Source organism: Dinoroseobacter sp. S375 (assembly GCF_049800775.1).
GTDB lineage: Bacteria > Pseudomonadota > Alphaproteobacteria > Rhodobacterales > Rhodobacteraceae > Dinoroseobacter.
The window spans coordinates 77,316-98,142 of sequence record NZ_JBNAFR010000011.1 but is presented as its reverse complement, the minus strand read 5'-3'; the positions used below and the strand labels follow the sequence as shown (position 1 = coordinate 98,142).

Below are 20,827 nucleotides of genomic sequence, written 5' to 3'. Positions count from 1 at the left end.
CGGCGCGGCTTACGCCGGCTCCACGTCGACGCTGCTCTCATGCGCCAGCTGGTTTGCGTTCCACTTGAAGAGCTTGAAGCCCAGATGCCCCCAGCCCCCCGCCAACTCGAGCGGCTGGATCAGGGTGGCCATGGTGTTGTTCATGGGCTTCATCTGCTCGTATTGGTGCGGCTCCCAGCCATGCTCCATCATGATCGAGCCCTCGGGCATGGACGGATAGAACTTGGCCTGGGCAAAGAACTCGCCAGCACTGTTGAAGATCCGCACCCGGGAGCCGTCGGTGATGCCCTTCTGGGCGGCGAGGATCGGGCTGATATAGATGTTCGGCTCGCCGCGCTGGAGCCGCAGCATGAACTTGTTGGACCGCCAGTTCGAATGGATCCCCCAGCGGGTATGGGGCGAGTAGAAGGACAGCGGATAGTTCGAAGCCGCGCTTCCCGCATGGTGCCGGGCCGTGGGCACGACCGCGCCCATCCGCTCAAAGGTCGGGTGGTCGCAATAGAAGGTCACGCGCCCGGTCAGGGTCTCGTAGGGTTTCTTGTCCCGGGTCTGGGCGACGAAGGGGTTGTAGGGCTCGTCCGGCGGAATAGGCTGGTTGTTGCCCCCTTCGGCATTCATCACGATGAAGCCTTTCTCGGCGGCCTCCTCCAGGGTCACGTCGCCCATCTCGGGGCTGTTCTCCACCAGCCAGTTGGTGGCGTCGTAATCGGTCATGATCGCGCCGTTCATGGTGAAGTCATCGAAAATCGTGTGCAGATCCCGGCTGACATCGCCGTCCTGATAGCCGCTGACCCCGCGCGCGAGGGCGCGTTCCTGGATCTTCTGGGTCAGCAGAACCATGATATCCCAATCGGGCTTGGCCTCACCTATTGGATCAACCGGGCGTGAAAACACGTTGATAAACCTGTGAAAACCGACAGAACGCAGATCCCAGGCCTCGTAGTGGCTGGCGGCGGGCAGCAGGTAGTCGGCCCATTGGGCGGTGCTGTCCATGCGGACATTGATATCGACGAAAAGCTCCTCGACCTCCTCGAGGATCCGCTCGCGGTAGCGGTCGGCGAACTTGTTGCGGCGGAACTTGTTGTCGGCGATCGAGATCAGCCCCTTCATGTCGCCGTGATAGGGCATCCAGCCTTCGCCGATGCTCTCGTTGATCATCTCCTCCATCTCGTCGACATTGAACCCAACCCGCTCCTTGAGCTTGTCGGCGTCGAAATATTCGCGGGCATGCTCGATCATGTGACCGCGCTGGAACTCGCCCAGACCGCCGGGCTCGAGCCGCGGAAACTTCTCGAAGCCAAACAGAGCGAGTTGCAGCCAGGGGATGTGCTTCCAGTCGATCCAGGAGGTATCCAACCCCCCGGTCTTGCCGCCATGCCCAGTCAGCGCCAGCATCAGCGACTGCGCCCAGCCGGTATAGATCCCGTTGGAATAGCGGCCCACATTGAAGCCCAGCATCAGGATCGCCTTCCTAGCCTCGGCAAAGCGCTTGGCCTCGTCGCGCACGGTCTGCGCGGCAATGCCTGTCTCCTCGGCGGTGGCCTCGGGGGCGTATTTCGCGGCCTCTTGCTTGACCTTCTCGAAGACCGTGGTGACCTCGATCCCCTCGACGGTGAAGGTCCCCTCCAGCGCCGGATCGATCCCGTCCAGCACCAGCGTCTTTTCCTCGGAGCCCATGGAGCCCTTGAGCATGACCGGGCCGCCCGAGATCGTGTCCCAGTGATAGAAGTTCTGGTCCGAACCGCCATCGACCAGATCCGCCTCGCGCAGCATCTTGCCCGTGTCAAGCCGCACCAGCACCGGCAGGTCGGTCTGCTCTTTCATGAAGTCCGGCTTGTAGAGCTTGTCCTCGATGATCACGTGCACAAAGGACATGGCCAGATGCGGGTCGGCCCCCTGCTTGATCGGCATCCACAGATCCGCATGGATCGAGGATGGGTTGTAGTCCGGCGCGACCGAGACGACGCGGGCGCCGTTATACTTGGCCTCCCACAGGTAATGGGCATCCGGGATCCGGGTCGCGTTCGGATTGAAGAGCGACATCATGATGTAGTCGGCGTCGAACCACGCGTCCGAGGTGAAGCTTTCCAGCGGGTTGCCATAGGCCAGATGGGCGCCGGTGTTCAGATCGCCGACATCCGTGAAAATGTCGAGCTGCACCCCACCCACCAGCGAGGCAAAGCGATAGGGCGCCGCGAAGCGGACCATGGACAGGTTGCCGGACCCGGTATGGGTCATCATCTTGCCGGGCCCGTGCTTTTCGAAGATGTCGATGATCTTGTCGGCGATCTCCTCGGTGATCTCGTCCCACTCCATGCGCTGCCACTTGCCCTCGCCACGCGCACCGACACGCTTGAGCGGATAGCGCAGCCGGTCGCCCTCATACATGGCCGCCGAGTGGATCGAGCCCTTCTGGCACCCGCGCGGATTGGCGTCCGGCACGTTGGGATTGATCTGGGGATACTTGGCGAGCTGCTCTTCACGCAGGACGATCCCGTCCTTCACATAGACGTCAAAGGCGCAGTTCCCGACGCAATTGATGCAGTGGGCCGCCTTGCCGATCTTGTCCCAGGTGAACTCGCGCCGATAGAGATCTTCCCAGTCGCGATAGGGGTACTCCTCGCTCAGCGTGTCCTCGATGGGCTCGAGCCGGTTGAGTGACCAGGCCTTGTCCGCGGCCAGCACCCCGGCCCCGACCAGCGTTGAATTCTTCAGGAAATCCCGACGCTTCATGCGCAGCATTTTGTCCCTCCCGTCTGTCGCCGCCCTGACCGGAGCAGTGTCCGAGTGGGCTGATTTTCGTTGCAATCACGATAGCGAGGGAGGTCCGCTCAAAGGCTGCGAAGTTGTGAACAGATGTAAACGAGTTGTAAACAACCGCGCTGACGGGTTCCGTCAGAGCCCGTTTGCTGGTGTAGTGCAGGGTGCGCATGGCATGGGAGGACGGCCCCGCGGGGCCGCTATGCAGATGAACCCGAAGGATCTAGCCACCGGACCGGCAGCAACAGATCACGCAGACAGCATGGCGGCTGTGGTGCGCTTTCTCGAAAGCCGTCTCGAAACGCTGGTCGATCAATCCATCGAGATTGCCAAGCTGAACGGCTATGCGCCCTTCACGACCACGATCCGCGCGGCCTGGGTCGAAGCGATCCTCAGCGTCACCGAAAGCCTCGGCACCTACCTCAAGGCGCGCCCCGATGCGGTGCCCGGGCCCCAGGCGACGCTCGATTATCGCACCGATCCGCGCTTTGCGCGGATGCGTCGGATCGCAAGGCGGCACCGCTCGCTGGGGATCACGATGCCCATGTATGTCGGGCTCTTCAAACATTTCCGCAATCTCTACATCCGCGAGCTGAACGGCATGCCCGAGGGGGTGCCTGACGGGTTGACCGACCGGGTGGGGGATTTCTTTGACGAGACCGAGCTGAGCATCTCGGCCGATTGGCACAACTCCGATGACAATGTCCGCCTGCGCGAGCTGCAGGAGCGCGCCCGGGCAATCACCCTCGACAAGGACCGGTACTTCGCCATCTTCGAGAGCCTGCGCACGCCGGCCTTCCTGCTGGACAAGTCCTATAACCTGCTGAACGCCAACGAGGCCGCCGCCGAGACCTTTCTCGGCGAGATGAAGGCGGGCGAGATCATCTATCTGCGCCTGATGCGCCAGCGAAAGAACTCGCTGCAGGAGGTGATCGACCAAGCCATCGAGGCGATGACCGAGACCGACCGCGCGGTCTGGCTGAACACCCTTGGCGGCGCGCGCTGCTTCGATGTGCGTATGCGCGGGCTGCATGACGCGGTGGACAACACGTCGATCGGCCATGTGATGCTGCTCAGCGATGTGACCGAGCACCGCCGCGCCGCCGAGCGGGCCGAGCAATCCGAGCGCGGGATGTCGCGGTTTCTGGCCACCATGAGCCACGAGATCCGCACGCCGCTCCATTCCGTGCTGGGGGCGACCGAGCTTCTGCGCACGGCGGATACGGCAACGGCGCAGAGCTATCTCGACCTGATCGAGACCGCCGGACAAACGCTGCTGCAGACATTGAGCAATGTGCTCGACTATTCGAAACTGGCCAATGACCCGCCCGAGCCGCGGGTGACGACGCTCGATCTGGCGCAGGTGCTCACCACCTATGAGCGGATCGCGACGGTCGGTCAGGGGCGCGAGACCGCCAATCTGAGCCTCGAGATCGCGGGCGACCTGCCCCGCTGGGTGCGGATCGACTGGGCCATGGTGCAGCAGGTGCTGAGCAACCTCATCTCTAACGCGATCCGGGTCGATGACGGGCGCGGGGTGGTCGTGTCGATCCAGCGCTGCAGCAGCGAGGCCCCGGCCCTGCGCTTCGAGGTGCGCGACCACGGGCCCGGGCTGCCGCTGGCCGATGCCGAGGCGCTGTTCAAGCCCTGGGAGAAAACCAATGCCCGCGAAACCGGCAGCGGCGGCGCGGGGCTCGGTCTCGCAATCGCCCATCACCTGGTGGAGGCCATGCGCGGGCGCATCGGCTACCGCAACGGGGCCGAGGGCGCGGTGATCTGGTTCGAAATCCCGTTTGATCCCGGTCAGGCACCGGCCAGCACCCCGACCGCGCCCCCGGACGAACCCGGGCCGCAGAGCCCGCGCCATCAACGCTGCCTGCTGGTCGATGACGACCCGATCGGCAGCACTGTCACCGCAAAGCAGCTTGAGCGGCTGGGCTTTGCCGTCACCAGCGCAGGTTCTCTGGCCGAGGCCGATGCCGCCTGTGCGCGGGGCGGGTTCGATGTCTTTGTCGTGGATTACACCCTGCCTGATGGGGATGGGCCCAGCCTCGTGCGGCGCTTGCGCGCGCAAGGGCCCGAGGGGCCGCGCTTTGTGGCGCTGACGGCGAATGTCGAAGCGCTGGAGCGCGGTGCGGGGCTGCGCCATCTCTTCGACGAGATCCTCGCCAAACCCGTGGATCAGGCCGCCCTGGCCAATGCCCTCAAACGCCCGCCACCGCCGGTCACATCGCCCGCCGCCGCCGCGGCGCGGGCCAGCCTTCAGGGCCTGTCGGCCGAGACGGTGGCGGCCATGCTCGCGGCCTTCGAAGATGCGTGGACAGAGTTCCGCATCCGGCTGCGCGAGGCCCGCTCCGGCGGGGCGCCCCCGGATCTGGGCCTGCAGGCCCACCGGCTTGCCGGGAGCACGGCGATACTGGGGCTGAGCGACCTCGAGGCGCCCCTGCGCGCCTTGGACCAGCGCTGGTCCGAGCGGGCCAGCCCCGAGGATCTGGGCCCAATGCTCACCACGCTGGACCGGGATCTGACCCAGGTCCCGTCCTGGAATGCCCTGCTTGCCCTGACGGAGGCCCCATGAACGGCAGCGCAGGCCTTGTCCGCCCCGCGCTCAAGGGTCCGGCCCGGCTGGGCGCGGTCCTCTGCGTCGATGATGACCCGGTGGTGCAGCTCATGTTGGGGGATATCGTCCGGACGGCCGGTGGCAGCTATATGGCCGCGACCTCTGCGCGCGAGGCGGAGGCAAAGCTCGCCGAGACAGCTTTCGATCTGATCCTGCTCGACCGGAAACTGCCCGATAGCGACGGGCTGCTGCTGCTGCAGACGATCAAGCAGGCGGGCGATTGCCCCGTGATCGTGCTCAGCGCCATGGACGAAACCCGCGACAAGATCCTCGGATTGGGGCTCGGCGCGGCGGAATACGTCACCAAGCCGTTCAATCCGGCCGAGCTGTCGGGCCGGGTCCGGGCCGTTCTGCTCGCGCGGGACAAGGCCCGCACCCGGGCCGATAGCGCACCGATCACCTGCGGGGCGCTGGAGTTTCACCCCGAGACCCGTGCCCTGCGGATCGGCCCGCAAGAGGCGTTCCTCCCCCCGGCAGAGGCGCGTCTGTTGCATGCGTTTCTCCAAGGGATCGGCGCCCCTCAGAGCCGCGACACCCTCACCCGGATGACCTGCGGGCGGGACTGGAGCCCGGGCGACCGGACGGTTGATGTGCTGATCACGCGGCTGCGGCGGCGCATTCCCGAGGAGGTCGCCAAGATCGTCACGATCCACCGCTTCGGATATGTGTTCACCCCCACCGAGTAACGCAGACCCAGCCAGGCGCTGCGGCCCCCCTCCGTCCGCACATCGCAATGCCCGTCAGGCAATACGCTGCAGACGGGCAGCGCTGGCCCGGGCCCGGAGGCTAGCGGAACACGTAGCCGAGGCCGCGCACAGTGCGGATCACTTCGGGTTTGCTGGGGTTGCGTTCGACCTTGCGGCGAATGCGCGAGATGCGCAGATCGATGGAGCGGTCATAAGGCTCCCAGGACCGGTCATGGGCCTGGTCGAGCAACTGGTCGCGATTGAGGACCCGGCCCCGGTTCTGGGCAAAGACGCGCAGCAGGCTGAACTCCATGGTGGTGATCGCGATTTCCTCGCCATTCCTGTCAAAGAGCCGTGCACCATCCAGATCCAGCTGACAGGTCCCGAAGGGCACAGTGCCGCCGCCCTGCGGCGCGCTGGCCTTCTGTGCCCGGCCAAGCTGCTTGCGGCGCAACACGGATTTCACCCGCGCCTGCAATTCCCGCAGGTCCACCGGTTTGACCAGGTAGTCATCGGCCCCGAATTCGAGCCCGAGGACCTTGTCCACGACCTCCCCCGCGGCGGTGAGCATCATCACCGCCACTTGCGAGGTTTCGCGGATCTCGCGCAGCGCGGTGAGCCCGTCCTTGCCGGGCATGCGCACATCCAGCAGCACGAGCGCGGGCTGGACCTGTCGCAGCGTCGCCTGCAGCTCATCGGCATTCGCGGCCTGCAGCACTTCGTATCCGCAATCAGTCAGGTGGTCCGACAACATGCGGCGCAGGTTGTCTTCGTCATCACAAATCAGGATCTGCTCGGGCATCAGTCTTCCTCGCCGGAGGCACGGGCAATCAGGGCCAGCAGCTCCGGCTTCACAATGGGTTTTTCGATATGGGGGCGTTTGGCGCGCTCGAGAAACAGGACAACCTGCGCGCTCAACGCGTCGCCGGTGATGAACCCAGTGCGCCGGGCATTCTCGGGCGCGATGGCTTCAAGGGCACGGTAGAAGGTCTCGCCATTCATCTCGGGCATCTTGAAATCGCTCAGGATCGCGTCGAAAGGCTCTGCCTCGGCCATGCGCAAGGCCGCGCGCGGATCGGTGGTGCAGGTGACCGAGAACCCTTCTTCCCTGAGCATGTCGCCGATCAGCCGGGCCACCACATCCTCGTCATCCACCACCAGAATACGGCGCGCACCCAAGGCGACGGGAACGCTCTTCACCGGTCGCAGAACGGGCTTTGTGCGGGGCAAGGTGACGAAGAACTGCGTGCCGGCGCCGGTTTTCGAGCGCAGGGTCAGTGCGCCCTCATGGCTCTGGACGATCCGGTGGCTGAAGGCGAGCCCGATCCCGGTCCCCTCGCCCACATCCTTGGTGGTGAAAAACGGCTCGAAGATGCGCGACTGGATCTCCTGGGGGATGCCATGTCCGTTATCGGCAATCTCGGTCCGGACCTTCGCGCCCAGCACCCGGCTGCGCAGGGTGATCAGCCCCTCTCCGCCCTTGCTGCGCACTGCGTGCCCGGCATTGACCACAAGGTTGCTGAACACCTGGGCGAGCTGGTCGAAATCGCCCATGACCCGCGGGGCACTCGGGTCGAGATCGACCTCCACCACCGTGCCGCTGGTCTTGAGCGAATAGCTCGACACCTCGAGCGCAGTCTCGATGATGTCGTTCAGGCTGCAGACCTCGGTCTTGGCCGGGCGCTGGCGCGCCATGGCGAGGAAGGTCCGCACGATCTTGGCGGCCCGTTCCGAGGACTGACAGATCAGGTCCATCCGCTCCGACAGGACCGGGTCCTCGATCTTGCCCTGCAGCATCTGCGAGTAGCCGAAGACCACCGAGAGCGGGTTGTTCAGCTCATGGGCGACCCCGGCCAGAAGCTCGCCCAAGGCGGATAGCTTTTCGGTCTGATGGGCCGTCTCGCGCTGTTGCGACAGCTCCTCCTCCAGGGCGAGCTGGTCGGTTACATCGCGGATCTGGATGAGCGATCCGCCAAAAGCCGTGGCATGGGCCAGACCGATGAACTGCCGACCGGCGGCAGAGGAAAAATGGATCTCGCCCCCGGGCCGGTTCAGGCCATCCAGCATCCACTTGGCATAGGCCTCGTGTGTCTGACGCTCGGGAATGGCGAAGAACCCGGCGTCGATCTGCGCCCGCAGGGCCTCGGCGAACCCCTCTCCGGGCGCGAGGATCGCGGCGGGTTCGGTCTCGCCCATCATGCGCATCCAGGCGGCATTGGCGAAGACGAAACCCATCGTCTCGTCGCAAAGGACAAAGCCCTCTTCCAAGGCCTCGATCGCGTCCCGCAGCATGTCGCGCGCCCGGGCGATGGAGTTGCGTTCCTCGGTGATGTCGAGCGCCGTGACCAGAAACCCGCCCAGATTGGTGGGTTTGGCCTTGGTCATGACGGTCCGGCCATCCTTGAACACATACTCCCGCCCGTCGCCGAAATTGCGCACCCAGTCTTCGATATCTGCGACGACCATGTCTTCAGTGACCTCGGACGGCAGATCCACGACATCCGCGCGGTATATCTCGCGCGTGCATTCCGTCACATGCGTCCCCACGTAGAAGGGGCGTCCACGATGGCCGAGGATCATGTCCACATAGCGCTGGTTGCAGGTCAGGAAGTTCATATCGCCGTCCCAGAGCGCGAAGCCTTCCTCGAGGGCTTCCATCGCATCGAACAGCATTTGCAATGCGCGCGCCTCGGAGTTGCGCTCTTCGGTGACGTCGAGGGCCGTGATCAGCACCCCGCCCAGGTTGGTGGTCTTGGCCGAGACGACGATCGTGCGCCCGTCCTTGAGATTGACCTCGATCGGCCCGCCGAAACTGCGCGCCCAGGACATGTATTGCGCGATCCAGTCCTGCTCGGTCACCCCGTCGGGGATCTCGAAGAGACCCGATTGATAGGCTTCGTGGATGCACCTCTCGGCGGGCACCCCGACCTCCCACGGCGTGCTGCGGAAGGGCGCCACGAGGCGCAGGTAATGGGCGTTGCACATCAGAAACCGGAACTCCGCGTCCCAGAGCGCGACGCCTTCTTCCAGCGCGTCGAAGGCCGAAATGATCTCGCGGCGGCGCGCATCCTCGGCCTCGCGGGCCTCCATGCGGACCGTGACATCCTCGATCGAGAGGAGGTATCCGCCCAACGCCGTCCGCTTGGACGAGGCCATCAGGGTCCGGCCATCGGTGAGCGGCAGGATGATCTCGGACTGGCACCCTTTCACCGCGGCCAGCAATCCGGCTGTCATGTCCTCGGGCGTCATGTTCTCGGGCACCACATAGGTTCCCGTGGCCAGTTGCTGGATCGCGAGATCCCCGGCATTGTCCCCGACCTTCGGCACCAGCCCGTCGGCAAAGGCGGTTTCCACATATTTCTCGTTGAAGAGCACGAAATTCATGTCCTCATCGAGCAGGGCGATCCCGTAATCGATGCCGGAAAACGTGTCCTCCAGCAGAGCCAGCGCTGCATCCCCGTCGACCTTGAACCGCGCCTCTGCCATGCATCCTGCCCTGTTCCACACCGTTTCAGCAGAACCACGGCCAGATATCCCCTTCATGTCGCGCAATGTATCAATTGTATCAGCCACCGCCGGGCCGGGTCCGGTCTCCGGGGTCCGGGAGGCGGCAGGCCCGCCCCCCGGTGTGAGTGGTGGCGCGGCGGCATGGTCAGGCCGCGACCGGTTTGCGCCGACGACGCAGGGCCGCCAACGCCAGACCGCTGGCGCCGAGCAGCAGCACCGGCGCGGGCAGCGGAACCGGGGCTGGCACATCATCGCCACGCGGAATGGAAAACAGGACATTGTCGATGCCAAAGCCCTCGAAATTGGTCAGCCCGCCAAGAAAGGCGATCTCGAGATAGGAGGCTTGGTCGCCGGCGAAATCCCACCCGATGAACTGGGTCACGTGATCGGGCGCATCCGAGATCCCGAAACTGGCAATCAGCGTGTCGGACACGTCGTAGACATTGAGCGCCACGTCCCGGTTGTTGTCGCCCAGATCGTTGAACTCCGCCCCCCAGGCCAGCACCGGGGTGTCAAAGGTGACCCGCATCGGGTCATCCAGGGTCGCCGCCCCGAGGATGAAGGTCGTCCCGTCCAGATGGAATCCCGAGAAATCCGGGCCCGGCTCGGTGCGGTTGTAAGCGCCCGGCAGGTTTGGAACATCCGGGCCGGAAAAGGTCAGCTTGCCGACACTCAAGCTGCTGTCGCCGAAGGCCTGGTTCGGGGCCTGATCGTTGAAATCGACGCTGAATTGCGGGCCGGTCTCCTGAACGAAAGTGGCGCGGTCCTGATAGATCACCGGGGCCGCGCCCGCGGCGCCCCCGATGGTGAGTGCAAGCGCAAGGGGCAGGCAGGAAGGGATCTTTGTCATGAGACAGGGCTCCGTCAGAAAACAGGGTCAGAAGAGAAAGTCGTCGATCACCGTGACCGACATCGCGCCCGCATCGTCTTGCGGCTGGGCAGGCGGCATATCGCTGGCCGGCAGGACCTGCGCATCCGCACCGGCCAATGCCGTGCTCTCGGGTGTGGCCTGGACCCCGTCGGGTTCGATGATGGCCTTGCCTCGGGCGAGGGCGACGGGGGCGTCGTTAAACTCGAAAAACACAACTCAACTCCTTTGTGCGGCGATGCGGTGGCACCGCGTGAACAGGGGTTGAATACCGCCTCTCTATGTCCGGGTGATTTCCGCGAATATTTGCATTGTCAGAGCTTGGTATCCTTTGTGTCCGGCCGTGGCCCGAGCCATGAAAAAACCTCCGGAGCTGGGATGCATCCGGAGGGTACTCGTTACGCGCGGGGCGACGGCGTCAGGAACATCTCCGCCGCAGCCCCAGCCCCGCCAAAGCGGAGGCCAGTAGGAATAAACCAGCCGGCAGCGGCACGGGCGCAGGCACGTCCCGCTGCAGGTCAAACGTGAACTCGTTAAAGAAAACAATGTTGTCGAGCGCGTCATTGTCGATCACCGGACCGGCCCCAACGATGAGGAACGTGTCGAAATAGGGCGTGTCAAAGCCACCGATCTCAAGCGCGCCCGCCCCCTGTTGATCCGCGAAATCATAAGGCGTGCTTTACCAGACGAGATCGCCATCGCGGTACCCTTCGAGCGAGAAGGCATTCTGCACATCCTGACGACGATCCACCTCGAAGCTTTGCAGGGCGAACACCCCTGCATCCCGCGAAATCACGAGGTTCTGAGTGGCGTCAAAGAACTCTGATGCCAGACCATTCTCGATCAACGCGCCATTGCCGCTGATCTCGAACCCCTTTTCGGTCTGCGGCAGAAATTCGAAATCTGCCTCGAACTCGAGGGTCGCCGGTGTTGCCCCGGCGGCAGATGCCGACAGCGCCACGATCATCGCTGCACAAAAGGCTTTCATACACACTCTCCACATTGTCTGAGCAGTACCGCTCGGGGTGTGTGGAGGTTGTGACGCCTCTATGTATCCGCGTTACGTCGCGGGATGTTTCAATTGTATCACCGGGCGGATCAGTGGCTGAGCACCTGGTCGAGAAAGCTCCGCGTGCGGTCGCTCTGGGGGTTGGTGAAAAAGCTCTCGGGGTCGTTTTCCTCGATGATCTCGCCCGCATCCATGAAGATGACCCGGTCTGCGACCTTGCGCGCAAAGCCCATCTCATGGGTGACGCAGATCATCGTCATCCCTTCTTCGGCGAGCGTGACCATGACGTCGAGCACCTCGCCGATCATCTCCGGATCCAGCGCCGAGGTCGGCTCGTCAAAGAGCAGGATCTCGGGTTTCATGCAGAGCGCGCGGGCAATCGCCACGCGCTGCTGCTGACCACCCGAGAGTTGTCCGGGGTATTTCGGGGCCTGATTGGCGATCTGCACCTTCTCCAGATACATCATCGCCGTGGCCTCGGCCTCCTCCTGCGGGACCTTGCGCGCCAGCATGGGGGCCAGCGTGCAGTTCTCGAGGATGGTCAGGTGCGGGAAGAGGTTGAAGTGCTGAAAGCACATGCCGACATCCTGCCGGAGCTGGTCGATCTTGGGATCATCGGCGGCGATCGGATGGCCGTTGATCTCGATGACGCCGGACTGATGCTCTTCGAGCTGGTTGATCGTGCGGATCATGGTGGACTTGCCCGACCCCGAAGGGCCGCAGACGACGATCTTTTCCCCCTTGGAGACGGTCAGATTGATCGACTTCAAGGCATGGAAGGTTCCGTAGAACTTGTTCACTTCGGTGAGTTGCACCGCGGGGATCGTCGTCATAGCAGGTCCTCTCGACTGTCAGCGGCGCACCGCTGCGGTAATGATGATTTCGACTTTCAGGACATCGCGGGCGAGCCGCGCTTCGCCGCAGGCGCGCGCGGGCGCGTGGCCTTCGGGCACCCAGGCATCCCAGACCGCGTTCATCTCGGCAAAATCCGCCATGTCGCGGAGCCAGACGATGGCCTGCAGGATGTGTTCGCGGTCCGAGCCCGCCTGTTGCAGCAGTTTGTCGACCCGCGACAGGCAGTCGGCGGTTTGCTCGGCCACCGTATCGCCCGCGCCGACCTGCCCGCAGAGATAGGCCACGTCGTTATGGATGACGATCTTGCTCATCCGTTGGCCGGTTTCCAGTCTCGTGATCATCTGAGGATTCCCCGTTCTTTCAATGCCTCAGCAATCTCGTCGAGGATTGCGGGATCGTCGATAGCGGCGGGCATCTTAAACGCGGTTTTGTCGGCAATCTTCTGCATGGTGCCGCGCAGGACCTTGCCCGAGCGGGTCTTGGGCAGGCGCGCGACCTGCACGGCGGTCTTGAAGGCGGCCACGGCCCCGATCTGGGCGCGGACCCTTTGCACGAGCTCCCTCTCCAGCTCGGCGGGATCCCGGTCGACCCCGGCATTGGTCACGTAAAAGCCCAGCGGCAGCTGCCCCTTGAGGGCATCCGCCCGCCCCACCACGGCGCATTCGGCGATGTCGGGATGGTGGGCGAGCACCTCTTCCATGGCGCCGGTGCTCAACCGGTGGCCTGCAACGTTGATGATGTCATCGGTGCGCGCCATGATGAAGACATAGCCGTCCTCATCCATGATCCCTGCATCGGACGTGGCGTAAAAGCTTGGAAAATCCGCGAGATAGCTTTCCCGGAACCGGGCCTCGGCATTCCACAGGGTCGGAAAGCCCGAGGGCGGCAGGGGCAGTTTCACTACGATATTGCCGAGCACTCCGGGCCCCACGGGCTGGCCCGCATCATCGAGCACCCGGATGTCATAGCCCGGCATGGGCACACCGGGCGAGCCATGCTTGACCGGCACTTGCCCCAGCCCGACAGGATTGCCGGACATTGGCCACCCGGTCTCGGTCTGCCACCAATGGTCGATCACCGGTCGCTGCAACTTGGCCTCGGCCCATTGCACCGTGGCTGGGTCCGAGCGTTCTCCGGCCAGAAACAGGGTGCGGAACGCGCCGAGGTCATACCCGGCAATCAGCGCCCCCTCGGGATCTTCCTTCTTGATCGCGCGGAACGCGGTCGGCGCGGTAAAGAGCGCGGCCACCTTGTGATCCTGGATCACCCGCCAGAACGCGCCCGCATTCGGGGTGCCCACGGGTTTGCCCTCAAAGACCACTGTCGCGCAGCCGTGGAGCAGCGGCGCATAGCAGATATAGGAATGCCCCACGACCCACCCGACATCGGAGGCCGCCCAGAACACCTCGCCCGGGGCGATCCCGTAATGGTGCGCCATGGTCCATTTCAGCGCCACCATATGACCGCCCGTATCGCGCACCACGCCCTTGGGCTGGCCCGTCGTGCCCGATGTATAGAGGATATAGAGCGGTGCCGTGGCAGGCATCGGCACGCAGCCGGCCAGATCGCCTGCCGCCTTGGCCTTGGCGACCGCCTCGGCGTAGTCCACATCGCGGGGCGCCAGCAGGGTCGCCTCGGCCCTGTCGCGCTGCAGGATCAGGCAGTGATCGGGCTTGGTCGTGGCGGCGTCAATGGCCGCATCCAGCAGGGGTTTGTAGGGCACGATCCGCCCGGGCTCGATCCCGCAGGAGGCCGAGACGATCAGCTTCGGCGCGGCATCATCGATCCGTGTCGCCAGCTCATGGGCCGCGAAACCGCCAAAGACGACCGAATGCACCGCACCCAGCCGCGCACAGGCCAACATGGCAAAGATCGCTTCGGGCACCATGGGCATATAGATCACGACCCGGTCGCCCGGCCCGACCCCATGGGCACGCATCACCGTGGCCAGCGCCGCGACCTCGGTCTGCAGCTCGGCAAAGGTGAAGCGCCGGACCGTGTCGGTCACCGGGCTGTCATGGATCAGCGCCAGCCGGTCGCCATGGCCCGCCACCACATGGCGGTCCACGGCATTCCAGCAGGTGTTGCATATGCCATCGGGAAACCAGCGCCCATAGACGCCCTGATCCGGATCAAAGGCGCGGCTGGGCGGCGTGATCCAGTCGATCTCGCCTGCGGCCTCGGCCCAGAACCCTTCGGGATCCGCCTGCCAGCTGGCATATGCCTCGGCGTAGCTCATGACATCACGTAGTTGAGGCCGAGCCGCCCGCCATCCACGTAGATGGTTTCGCCGGTGATGTAGCTGGCCTTTTGCGAGCAGAGAAAGGCGACCACATCGCCGATCTCGCGCGCCGTGCCCGCACGCCCCAGAGGGGTGCGCGACATGGCCATGGCGAAGGCCTCGGGGTTGGCATTCACCCCCGCCATCATGGCCGTGTCGATGGACCCCGGCCCGACCGCGTTGACGCGGATGTTGTGCGGTGCCAGCGCAAGGGCCGCAACCTTGGTCAGCTGCATCAACCCGCCCTTGGAGGCGCAATAGGCCGGGATCGCCGGGATCGCGACCTGGGCGTTGATCGAGGACATGTTGACGATGGCCCCCTCGATCCCCTCGGCCACCATGGATTTCGCCACCCGCTGGGTCGCCACGAAGACCCCGCGCAGGTTGATATTCATCACCCGGTCGAAATCCTCGAGCGCGTAATCCAGAAAATCGCCGGGCATGGCGATGCCCGCATTGTTCACCAGCGCCGAGAGCGGGCCGTGCTCTGCCGCGATCTGGTCGAGCATGGCATGGATCGCCGTCACATCGCCCATGTCGCAGGCAAGGGCAGCCTCCGCCCCGAGGGTCCGGGCCGCCTCGGCCAGCCCTTCGGCATTCACATCCGACAGGATCACGCGGAACCCGTCATCCTTCAGGGCTTCGCCACAGGCATATCCGATGCCTTGCGCGCCGCCTGTTACCAGCGCCAGGGGGGCTTTGCTCATCTATTCGTCCTCGTCTTTGTATCCATAGGCCTCGCGGGCCTCCGCCGCCGAGATGAACCCGGAGGCGATGTCCTGTGCAACCGCTTCGCGCGCGCGGTCCAGCGGATTGCCATAGCCGCCCCCGCCCGGCAGGCTCAGGCGCAGGCGCTGGCCATTCGCGACCTTCTGGCGGCCCTTGGGTTGCAGCGGGGTCCCATCGGCGAGCGCCACTGCGCCCGGCGCACCCGGGCTGCCACCCTCGCGCCCGCGGGCCGGGTTCTGCACCCGGTCGAACATGGCGTTGAAATAGACATCATACCCGTCGCGCGCCTCGATCTCGATCGTCTGGCCGAGCCCGCCCCGCTGCGCCCCGGCCCCGCCGGAGCCCGCGCGCAGATCCTTGCGCCAGACCGTGATCGGACCCACATGCTCGGTGGCCTCGACGCTCATGGTCGACACGCCCGAGGGGAACGCCGTCGCCGAGAGGCCGTCCACCGCGGGACGCGCGCCCGTGCCGCCGGAATTGAACATCAGGATCTCGCGATTGGGCAGCCCGCTTGCGGGGTCCGAGGCGCGCGCCGAGATCTGGATATTCCAGAGCGACGAGGCCCCCTCGGCGGGCACCACCCCCGGCAGCGCCTGATGCAGCGCGCCAAGCACCACATCCGGCACCAGATGGCCCAGCACATGGCGGGTTGAGACCGGCGCGGGGCGTCGGGCCGCAAGAATGCAGCCCTCGGGCGCGGTGATCTCGAAGGGCTCCAGCGAACCGGTATTGTTCGGCACCTGCGGGGCAATCGCGCATTTCAGCCCGTAACAGGCATAGGCGCGGGTATAGACCTCGGGCACGTTCACGCCAAAGCGCGACGGCCCCGATGTGCCCGCGAAATCCGCGCGCAGACGGTCGCCCGCCAGCTCGAGCGTGACCTCCATATGGACGGGGACGTCATAGCCGTCGACCTGCATGGTCTGGTGAAAGGTCCCGTCCGGCAGCTCGGCGATCGCCGCGCGGGTCGCCCTGCGGGAGGTGTCGACGATGAAAGCCGAGAGCCCTTCCAGATCATCGATGCGGAACTCGTCCATCATCGCCTGCAGGCGGCGCTCTCCGGCCTCGTTGCAGGCGGCAAGGGAGTACATGTCGCCCACGGTCTGGTCCGGCGTGCGCACATTGGCGCGCACCAGATCGATCAGCAGGGACTGCACCTTGCCGCGCTCGGCAAACTTGGTGATCGGGATCAGCAGACCCTCTTCGAAGACCTCCTGCCCGTCCGGGCCAAAGCCGCGCCCGCCGATATCGACCATATGGGCCGTGCAGGCGAAATAGCCGATATGTGCGCCCTTGCGAAAGACCGGGGTGACCACAGTGATGTCGTGCAGATGTCCTGTCCCGAGCCAGGGATCATTGGTGATGAAGACATCCCCCTCAAAGGTGTTCTGCGGCCCGATCTGCGCGGCGAAATGGGTGACGCTCTCGGCCATGGCATTCACATGGCCCGGCGTGCCCGTCACGGCCTGCGCGATCATCCGCCCGGCCTGATCAAAGAGCCCTGCCGACAGGTCGCCCGCCTCGCGCACAGAGGTCGAAAACGCCGTCCGGATCAGGGTCGTCGCCTGTTCTTCGACCACGGCGATCAGGCGGTTCCACATGATCTGGTAATCGATGCTGCTCGGCTGGGTCATGCTGCGCGCTCCTTCCGGATCAGGCGGAGCGAGCCGTCGCCCTGCCCCACCACGACAAACCCTGCGGTCACGATGGTGCAGGTGTTGGTTTCCACCACGATGGCGGGCCCATCCACCATCTGGCCGGGCCCCAGCGCGCTGCGCGCGACCTCGCGGGCCTCGACCGTTTCGCGCAAGGCTGCGTCAAAGACCGGGCGTCTGCGCAGGGTCTCGGCAGTCGCGCCCGCGCCGTGCCGGATGGCAGGCGCAACCTCGGGCAGCACGGTCGAAACGGTCAAAAGCCAGTTCGTCACCTCCACCGGCAACCCGTCGATGATCCGCCCGAACAGCGTGCGATAGGCGTCCTCGAAGGCGCTTTGCAAAAGGGGCAGGTCCCCTGCGGTCAGTGCGCGATGGGGCAGGATCACGGGGATTTCCCAGCCCTGCCCGGCATAGCGCATCATCGCCGTCAGCCGTGAGCGGCGCGGCGCGCCTCTGGCGCCTTCATCGACAAAGCTATGGGCCTCGGCCTCCATCTCGGTCAGGGCCGCATTCACCGCATCGGGGTCGAACCCGTCGAGCCGCTGGAACAGCCCGCGCGACGCCTCGAAGCTGAAGGGCGCCTTGAGAAACCCGATGGCCGAGCCGACCCCGGCCCCGGGCGGGATGATCAGCTCATCAATCCCCAGTTTCTCGCACAGACGGCAGGCATGGAGCGGCGCGCCGCCGCCAAAGGCGATCATGGTGAAATGCTCGATATCGCGGCCATTCTCGACCGTGTGGACCCGTGCCGCATTGGCCATGTTCTCATCCACCAACTCGGTAATCCCGAAGGCCGCGTCATGGGCCGTGAGGTTCAACCGATCCGCCGCCTGCGCCGATGCCTCGGGGTGCAGGGCAATGGAGCCACCGGCGAAATTGTCCGGGTCGAGCCGCCCGAGCAGCAGGTTCGCATCCGTGACCGTGGGCTCGGTCCCGCCGCGCCCATAGCAGGCCGGTCCAGGTTCCGAGGCCGCAGAGCGCGGCCCCACCTGCAGCCGCCCCATCTGGTCGATGGAGGCGATGGAACCGCCCCCGGCCCCGATCTCGACCATCTCGACCACAGGGGTCGAGACCGTCATGCCAGAGCCCTTCTTGAACCGGTAGGTGCGCGCCACCTCGAAGGTATTCGCGGTTTTGGGCGTGCCCTCCTCGATCAGGCAGATCTTGGCCGTGGTCCCGCCCATGTCAAAACTCAGCACCTTGTCGAGCCCGTGGGCCCGGGCGAAATCAGCCGCGAAGATCGCCCCGCCCGCAGGCCCGGATTCCAGCAGCCGCACCGGTTGTTCCGAGGCCGTCTCGACCGAGATCAGACCGCCCCCGGAATGGAGCATGAAGACCGGAGCCGTCACACCCGTCTCGCGCAGGCGGGCGACAAGGCGACCGAGGTAATCCGAGACTTGCGGCTGGACATAGGCATTGGCGATCACCGTGTTAAACCGCGGCAGCTCGCGCATTTGCGGCGAGATCACCGAAGAGATCGAGATCGCCAGATCCGGCGCGACCGCGCGCAGCGCGGCCTCCATCATGCGCTCATGGGCGGGATTGGCGTAGGAATGCATGAGGCCGATGGCCACCGCCTCGAACCCGCCGGAGACGACCCGCGCGGCCATCGCAGCCACCTCGGCCGGATCCAGCGGCAAGAGGACCTCGCCCTCGGGGCCGAGCCGCTCGTTCAGGGTAAAGCGGTGGGCGCGTGGTACCAGCGGCGTCGGCAGCACGAGGTTCAGATCGTATTGCTCGAACCGGTTCTCGGACCGCATCTCGATCACGTCCCGGAACCCCTCGGTGGTGATGAAGGCCGTCTTCGCCCCGCGCCGCTCGATCAGCGCATTGGTCACCAGTGTGGTGCCATGGATCACCTGCGCGATCTCGCCTAGCGCGATCCCGGCCTGCGCGGCCGCCTCGCGGATCCCGTCGAGGATCGCCTGTTCCGGCGCGGTGTAATTGGTCAGCACCTTGGCGGTGGCCAAGCCACCGGGATGGGTCAGGGCGACATCGGTAAACGTGCCGCCAATATCGACACCGACGCGAATTTCGTCTGGGCTCATGGGTCAGAGGCTCTTGAAGATCTGGTGGGCAGTGAAGGCGGCCTGATAGAACCGCGACATGATCGGGGCGGAGGGCACGGTTTTGACATCCGTGATCGGCAGGGGCAGACCGGCCGGATCCATTCCGGTCAGCAGCCCGGACATCGCCTTGCCGAACAGGGTCCCCGTGGTGATCCCGCGTCCGTTGTAGCCGATGGGTGTAAACAGCCCGTCGGCCAGCTTGTAGATCCGTGGCAGGTGATCCGGCGTCATGGCGATCTGGCCGTGCCAGGCCTCCTCGAAGGTGACCGGGCCGAGCTCCGGAAACATCCGGCTCAGCTGCTTGCGGGCCCAGCGCTGCGACAGGCCCTGGGCCTTGCTGCCCACGACCGTGCCCATGGAGCCGATGATCAGCCGATCCGCGCGGTCCCGACGCAGGGAGAACATGATCTGCCCTGTATCCCAGAGCCCTTGGCGTTCGGGCAGGATATGCGCGCCCCGCGCGCCCAGGGGCGTGGTGGCCAACTGGAAATAGTGGATCTTGGTGAAAACCTTCTTCAGGTCGGGCCAAAGGTCATCCGTATAGGCGTTGGTCCCCAGCACCACGGATTTGCTGCGCACGACTCCGCGATCAGTCTCGACGAGCCAGCCCGCGCCCTCGCGGCGCAGGCGGGTGGCAGTGACACCCGTGCTGATCTCGGCGCCCGCCCCTCGCGCGGCGCGGGCCAGACCGCGCACATACCCCATGGGGTTGATCGTGCCCGCACGGCGGTCGAGCAGGCCACCATAGAACACCGAGGTGCCCGTGGCGGCGATCATCTCCTCGCGGCTGAGCAGATCGACAGGCGCGTCGAGCCGTTGCCATTCCAGATGCCGGGCGCGCAGATCCTCGAACCCCGAGGGGGCATGGGCGGCATGGAGCGTGCCGGTCTTGGTGACCTCGCAGCGAATTTGGTGGCGCTCGATCAGGTCGAAAACCATGTTCGGCCCCTCGCCGAACCGTGCGAGGAAACGCGGACCATACGTGTCGCCCAGTTTCTCGCGCACCTTGGCGGGCGGATGCCAGATCCCTGCATTGACCAGCCCCACATTGCGGCCCGAACCGCCATAGCCGATCTGCCGGGCCTCCAGCACATGCGAGGACAGCCCCGCCTCGGCACAATGGAGCGCTGTGGACAGCCCGGTGAAGCCACCGCCGACAATGGCCACATCCACCTGCGTGTCCGCATTCATCGGCGCGGCGAAATCCGGCTCGGCGGCAGAGACATCCCAAAGGGAGATTGGCCTGTCCACTGTCATGCTTGCTCCGTGTTTTCATGCGGGCGCGTCGGGTGCCCCATGGGCCGGATGTTGCACCTCGGGCCTTACGGTGTCAATATACGAAATATATGTTCCAAATATCAGCACAAAGGTGATCCATGTCCAAGCTCAAAATCTCTGCACAGGAGATGGTCGCACAGGCCCGCGCCCGTATCGAAGAAATCGAAACCAAAGATCTGATCGCGCGGCTCGGGGATACCGATCTGGTGGTGGTCGATATCCGCGATGTACGCGAGCGCCAGCGCAGCGGGTTCATTCCCGGCAGCGTCCACGCCCCGCGCGGAATGATCGAATTCTGGGTGGATCCGGACAGCCCCTATCACAAAGAGGTCTTTGCCGACCCCTCCAAGACCTATGTCTTTCACTGCGCGTCGGGCTGGCGCTCGGCGCTGACGGTCGCAACGCTTCAGGATATGGGGTTCGATGCGGCCCACCTGAGGGAGGGCTTCTCCACATGGGAGGCGCAGGGCGGCCCGGTCGAGATGCCCGACACGAAGAAGGGTTGAG

The 20,827-nt window shown here is 65.0% G+C and carries 17 protein-coding genes; 3 read left to right on the top strand and 14 right to left on the bottom strand.

All coding sequences use genetic code 11. From position 1 onward, the window contains the following. Positions 1-9: 9 nt before the first annotated feature. Positions 10-2,742: a molybdopterin-dependent oxidoreductase gene (locus ACP150_RS19380; protein WP_424968353.1), complete on the bottom strand. Its 2,733-nt coding sequence runs from the start codon at positions 2,740-2,742 to the stop codon at positions 10-12. A gap of 220 nt (positions 2,743-2,962) precedes the next feature. Between ACP150_RS19380 and ACP150_RS19375 the strand changes: the two genes are divergently transcribed. Beyond that, positions 2,963-5,338 (top strand): ATP-binding protein, encoded by a 2,376-nt coding sequence (locus ACP150_RS19375; RefSeq protein WP_424968352.1) that lies wholly within the window; start codon positions 2,963-2,965, stop codon positions 5,336-5,338. Continuing rightward, the gene (locus ACP150_RS19370; RefSeq protein WP_424968351.1) at positions 5,335-6,066 is read left to right on the top strand and encodes a response regulator transcription factor; all 732 of its coding nucleotides are present in this window, start codon (positions 5,335-5,337) and stop codon (positions 6,064-6,066) included. Before ACP150_RS19375 ends, ACP150_RS19370 begins: the two co-directional genes overlap by 4 nt. 100 nt (positions 6,067-6,166) lie before the next feature. On the opposite strand, the gene ACP150_RS19365 is transcribed toward ACP150_RS19370, so the two are convergent. From ACP150_RS19365 to ACP150_RS19305, 13 genes are all read right to left on the bottom strand, one after another. Continuing rightward, positions 6,167-6,868, bottom strand: a complete 702-nt coding sequence (locus ACP150_RS19365) for a response regulator (RefSeq protein WP_424968350.1) — start codon at positions 6,866-6,868, stop codon at positions 6,167-6,169. Beyond that, on the bottom strand, positions 6,868-9,552 hold the full coding sequence (locus tag ACP150_RS19360) for a PAS-domain containing protein (protein ID WP_424968349.1): 2,685 nt from the start codon (positions 9,550-9,552) through the stop codon (positions 6,868-6,870). Before ACP150_RS19360 ends, ACP150_RS19365 begins: the two co-directional genes overlap by 1 nt. A gap of 166 nt (positions 9,553-9,718) precedes the next feature. Then, on the bottom strand, positions 9,719-10,423 hold the full coding sequence (locus tag ACP150_RS19355) for a hypothetical protein (protein WP_424968348.1): 705 nt from the start codon (positions 10,421-10,423) through the stop codon (positions 9,719-9,721). A 27-nt stretch (positions 10,424-10,450) separates the two neighbouring features. Continuing rightward, a complete protein-coding gene (locus ACP150_RS19350) occupies positions 10,451-10,657 on the bottom strand; it encodes a hypothetical protein (RefSeq protein ID WP_424968347.1) in 207 nt (68 codons plus the stop codon). 202 nt (positions 10,658-10,859) lie between these two features. Continuing rightward, on the bottom strand, positions 10,860-11,015 hold the full coding sequence (locus ACP150_RS19345) for a VPLPA-CTERM sorting domain-containing protein (protein WP_424968346.1): 156 nt from the start codon (positions 11,013-11,015) through the stop codon (positions 10,860-10,862). 105 nt (positions 11,016-11,120) lie between these two features. Next, the gene (locus ACP150_RS19340) at positions 11,121-11,429 is read right to left on the bottom strand and encodes a hypothetical protein (protein WP_424968345.1); all 309 of its coding nucleotides are present in this window, start codon (positions 11,427-11,429) and stop codon (positions 11,121-11,123) included. 110 nt (positions 11,430-11,539) lie between these two features. After that, entirely contained in the window at positions 11,540-12,283 is a 744-nt protein-coding gene (locus tag ACP150_RS19335) for an amino acid ABC transporter ATP-binding protein (RefSeq protein WP_424968344.1), read from the bottom strand. A gap of 18 nt (positions 12,284-12,301) precedes the next feature. Continuing rightward, positions 12,302-12,646 (bottom strand): RidA family protein, encoded by a 345-nt coding sequence (locus tag ACP150_RS19330; protein WP_424968343.1) that lies wholly within the window; start codon positions 12,644-12,646, stop codon positions 12,302-12,304. Next, the gene (locus tag ACP150_RS19325) at positions 12,643-14,544 is read right to left on the bottom strand and encodes a propionyl-CoA synthetase (RefSeq protein ID WP_424968342.1); all 1,902 of its coding nucleotides are present in this window, start codon (positions 14,542-14,544) and stop codon (positions 12,643-12,645) included. Before ACP150_RS19325 ends, ACP150_RS19330 begins: the two co-directional genes overlap by 4 nt. Then, on the bottom strand, positions 14,541-15,293 hold the full coding sequence (locus ACP150_RS19320; RefSeq protein WP_424968341.1) for an SDR family NAD(P)-dependent oxidoreductase: 753 nt from the start codon (positions 15,291-15,293) through the stop codon (positions 14,541-14,543). The genes ACP150_RS19325 and ACP150_RS19320 overlap by 4 nt, the downstream gene beginning before the upstream one ends. Next, entirely contained in the window at positions 15,294-16,952 is a 1,659-nt protein-coding gene (locus ACP150_RS19315; protein ID WP_424968340.1) for a hydantoinase B/oxoprolinase family protein, read from the bottom strand. It lies immediately after the preceding gene. Next, positions 16,949-19,021 carry a hydantoinase/oxoprolinase family protein gene (locus ACP150_RS19310; protein WP_424968339.1) on the bottom strand — a complete coding sequence of 691 codons (2,073 nt, stop codon included), beginning with the start codon at positions 19,019-19,021 and terminating at the stop codon, positions 16,949-16,951. Before ACP150_RS19310 ends, ACP150_RS19315 begins: the two co-directional genes overlap by 4 nt. A gap of 3 nt (positions 19,022-19,024) precedes the next feature. Continuing rightward, positions 19,025-20,299 (bottom strand): NAD(P)/FAD-dependent oxidoreductase, encoded by a 1,275-nt coding sequence (locus ACP150_RS19305; RefSeq protein ID WP_424968338.1) that lies wholly within the window; start codon positions 20,297-20,299, stop codon positions 19,025-19,027. Positions 20,300-20,418: 119 nt separating this feature from the next. On the opposite strand from ACP150_RS19305, the gene ACP150_RS19300 reads away from it, so the two are divergent. Beyond that, positions 20,419-20,826, top strand: coding sequence for a rhodanese-like domain-containing protein (locus tag ACP150_RS19300; protein WP_424968337.1), 408 nt, complete (start codon positions 20,419-20,421; stop codon positions 20,824-20,826). Position 20,827: the final 1 nt, after the last annotated feature.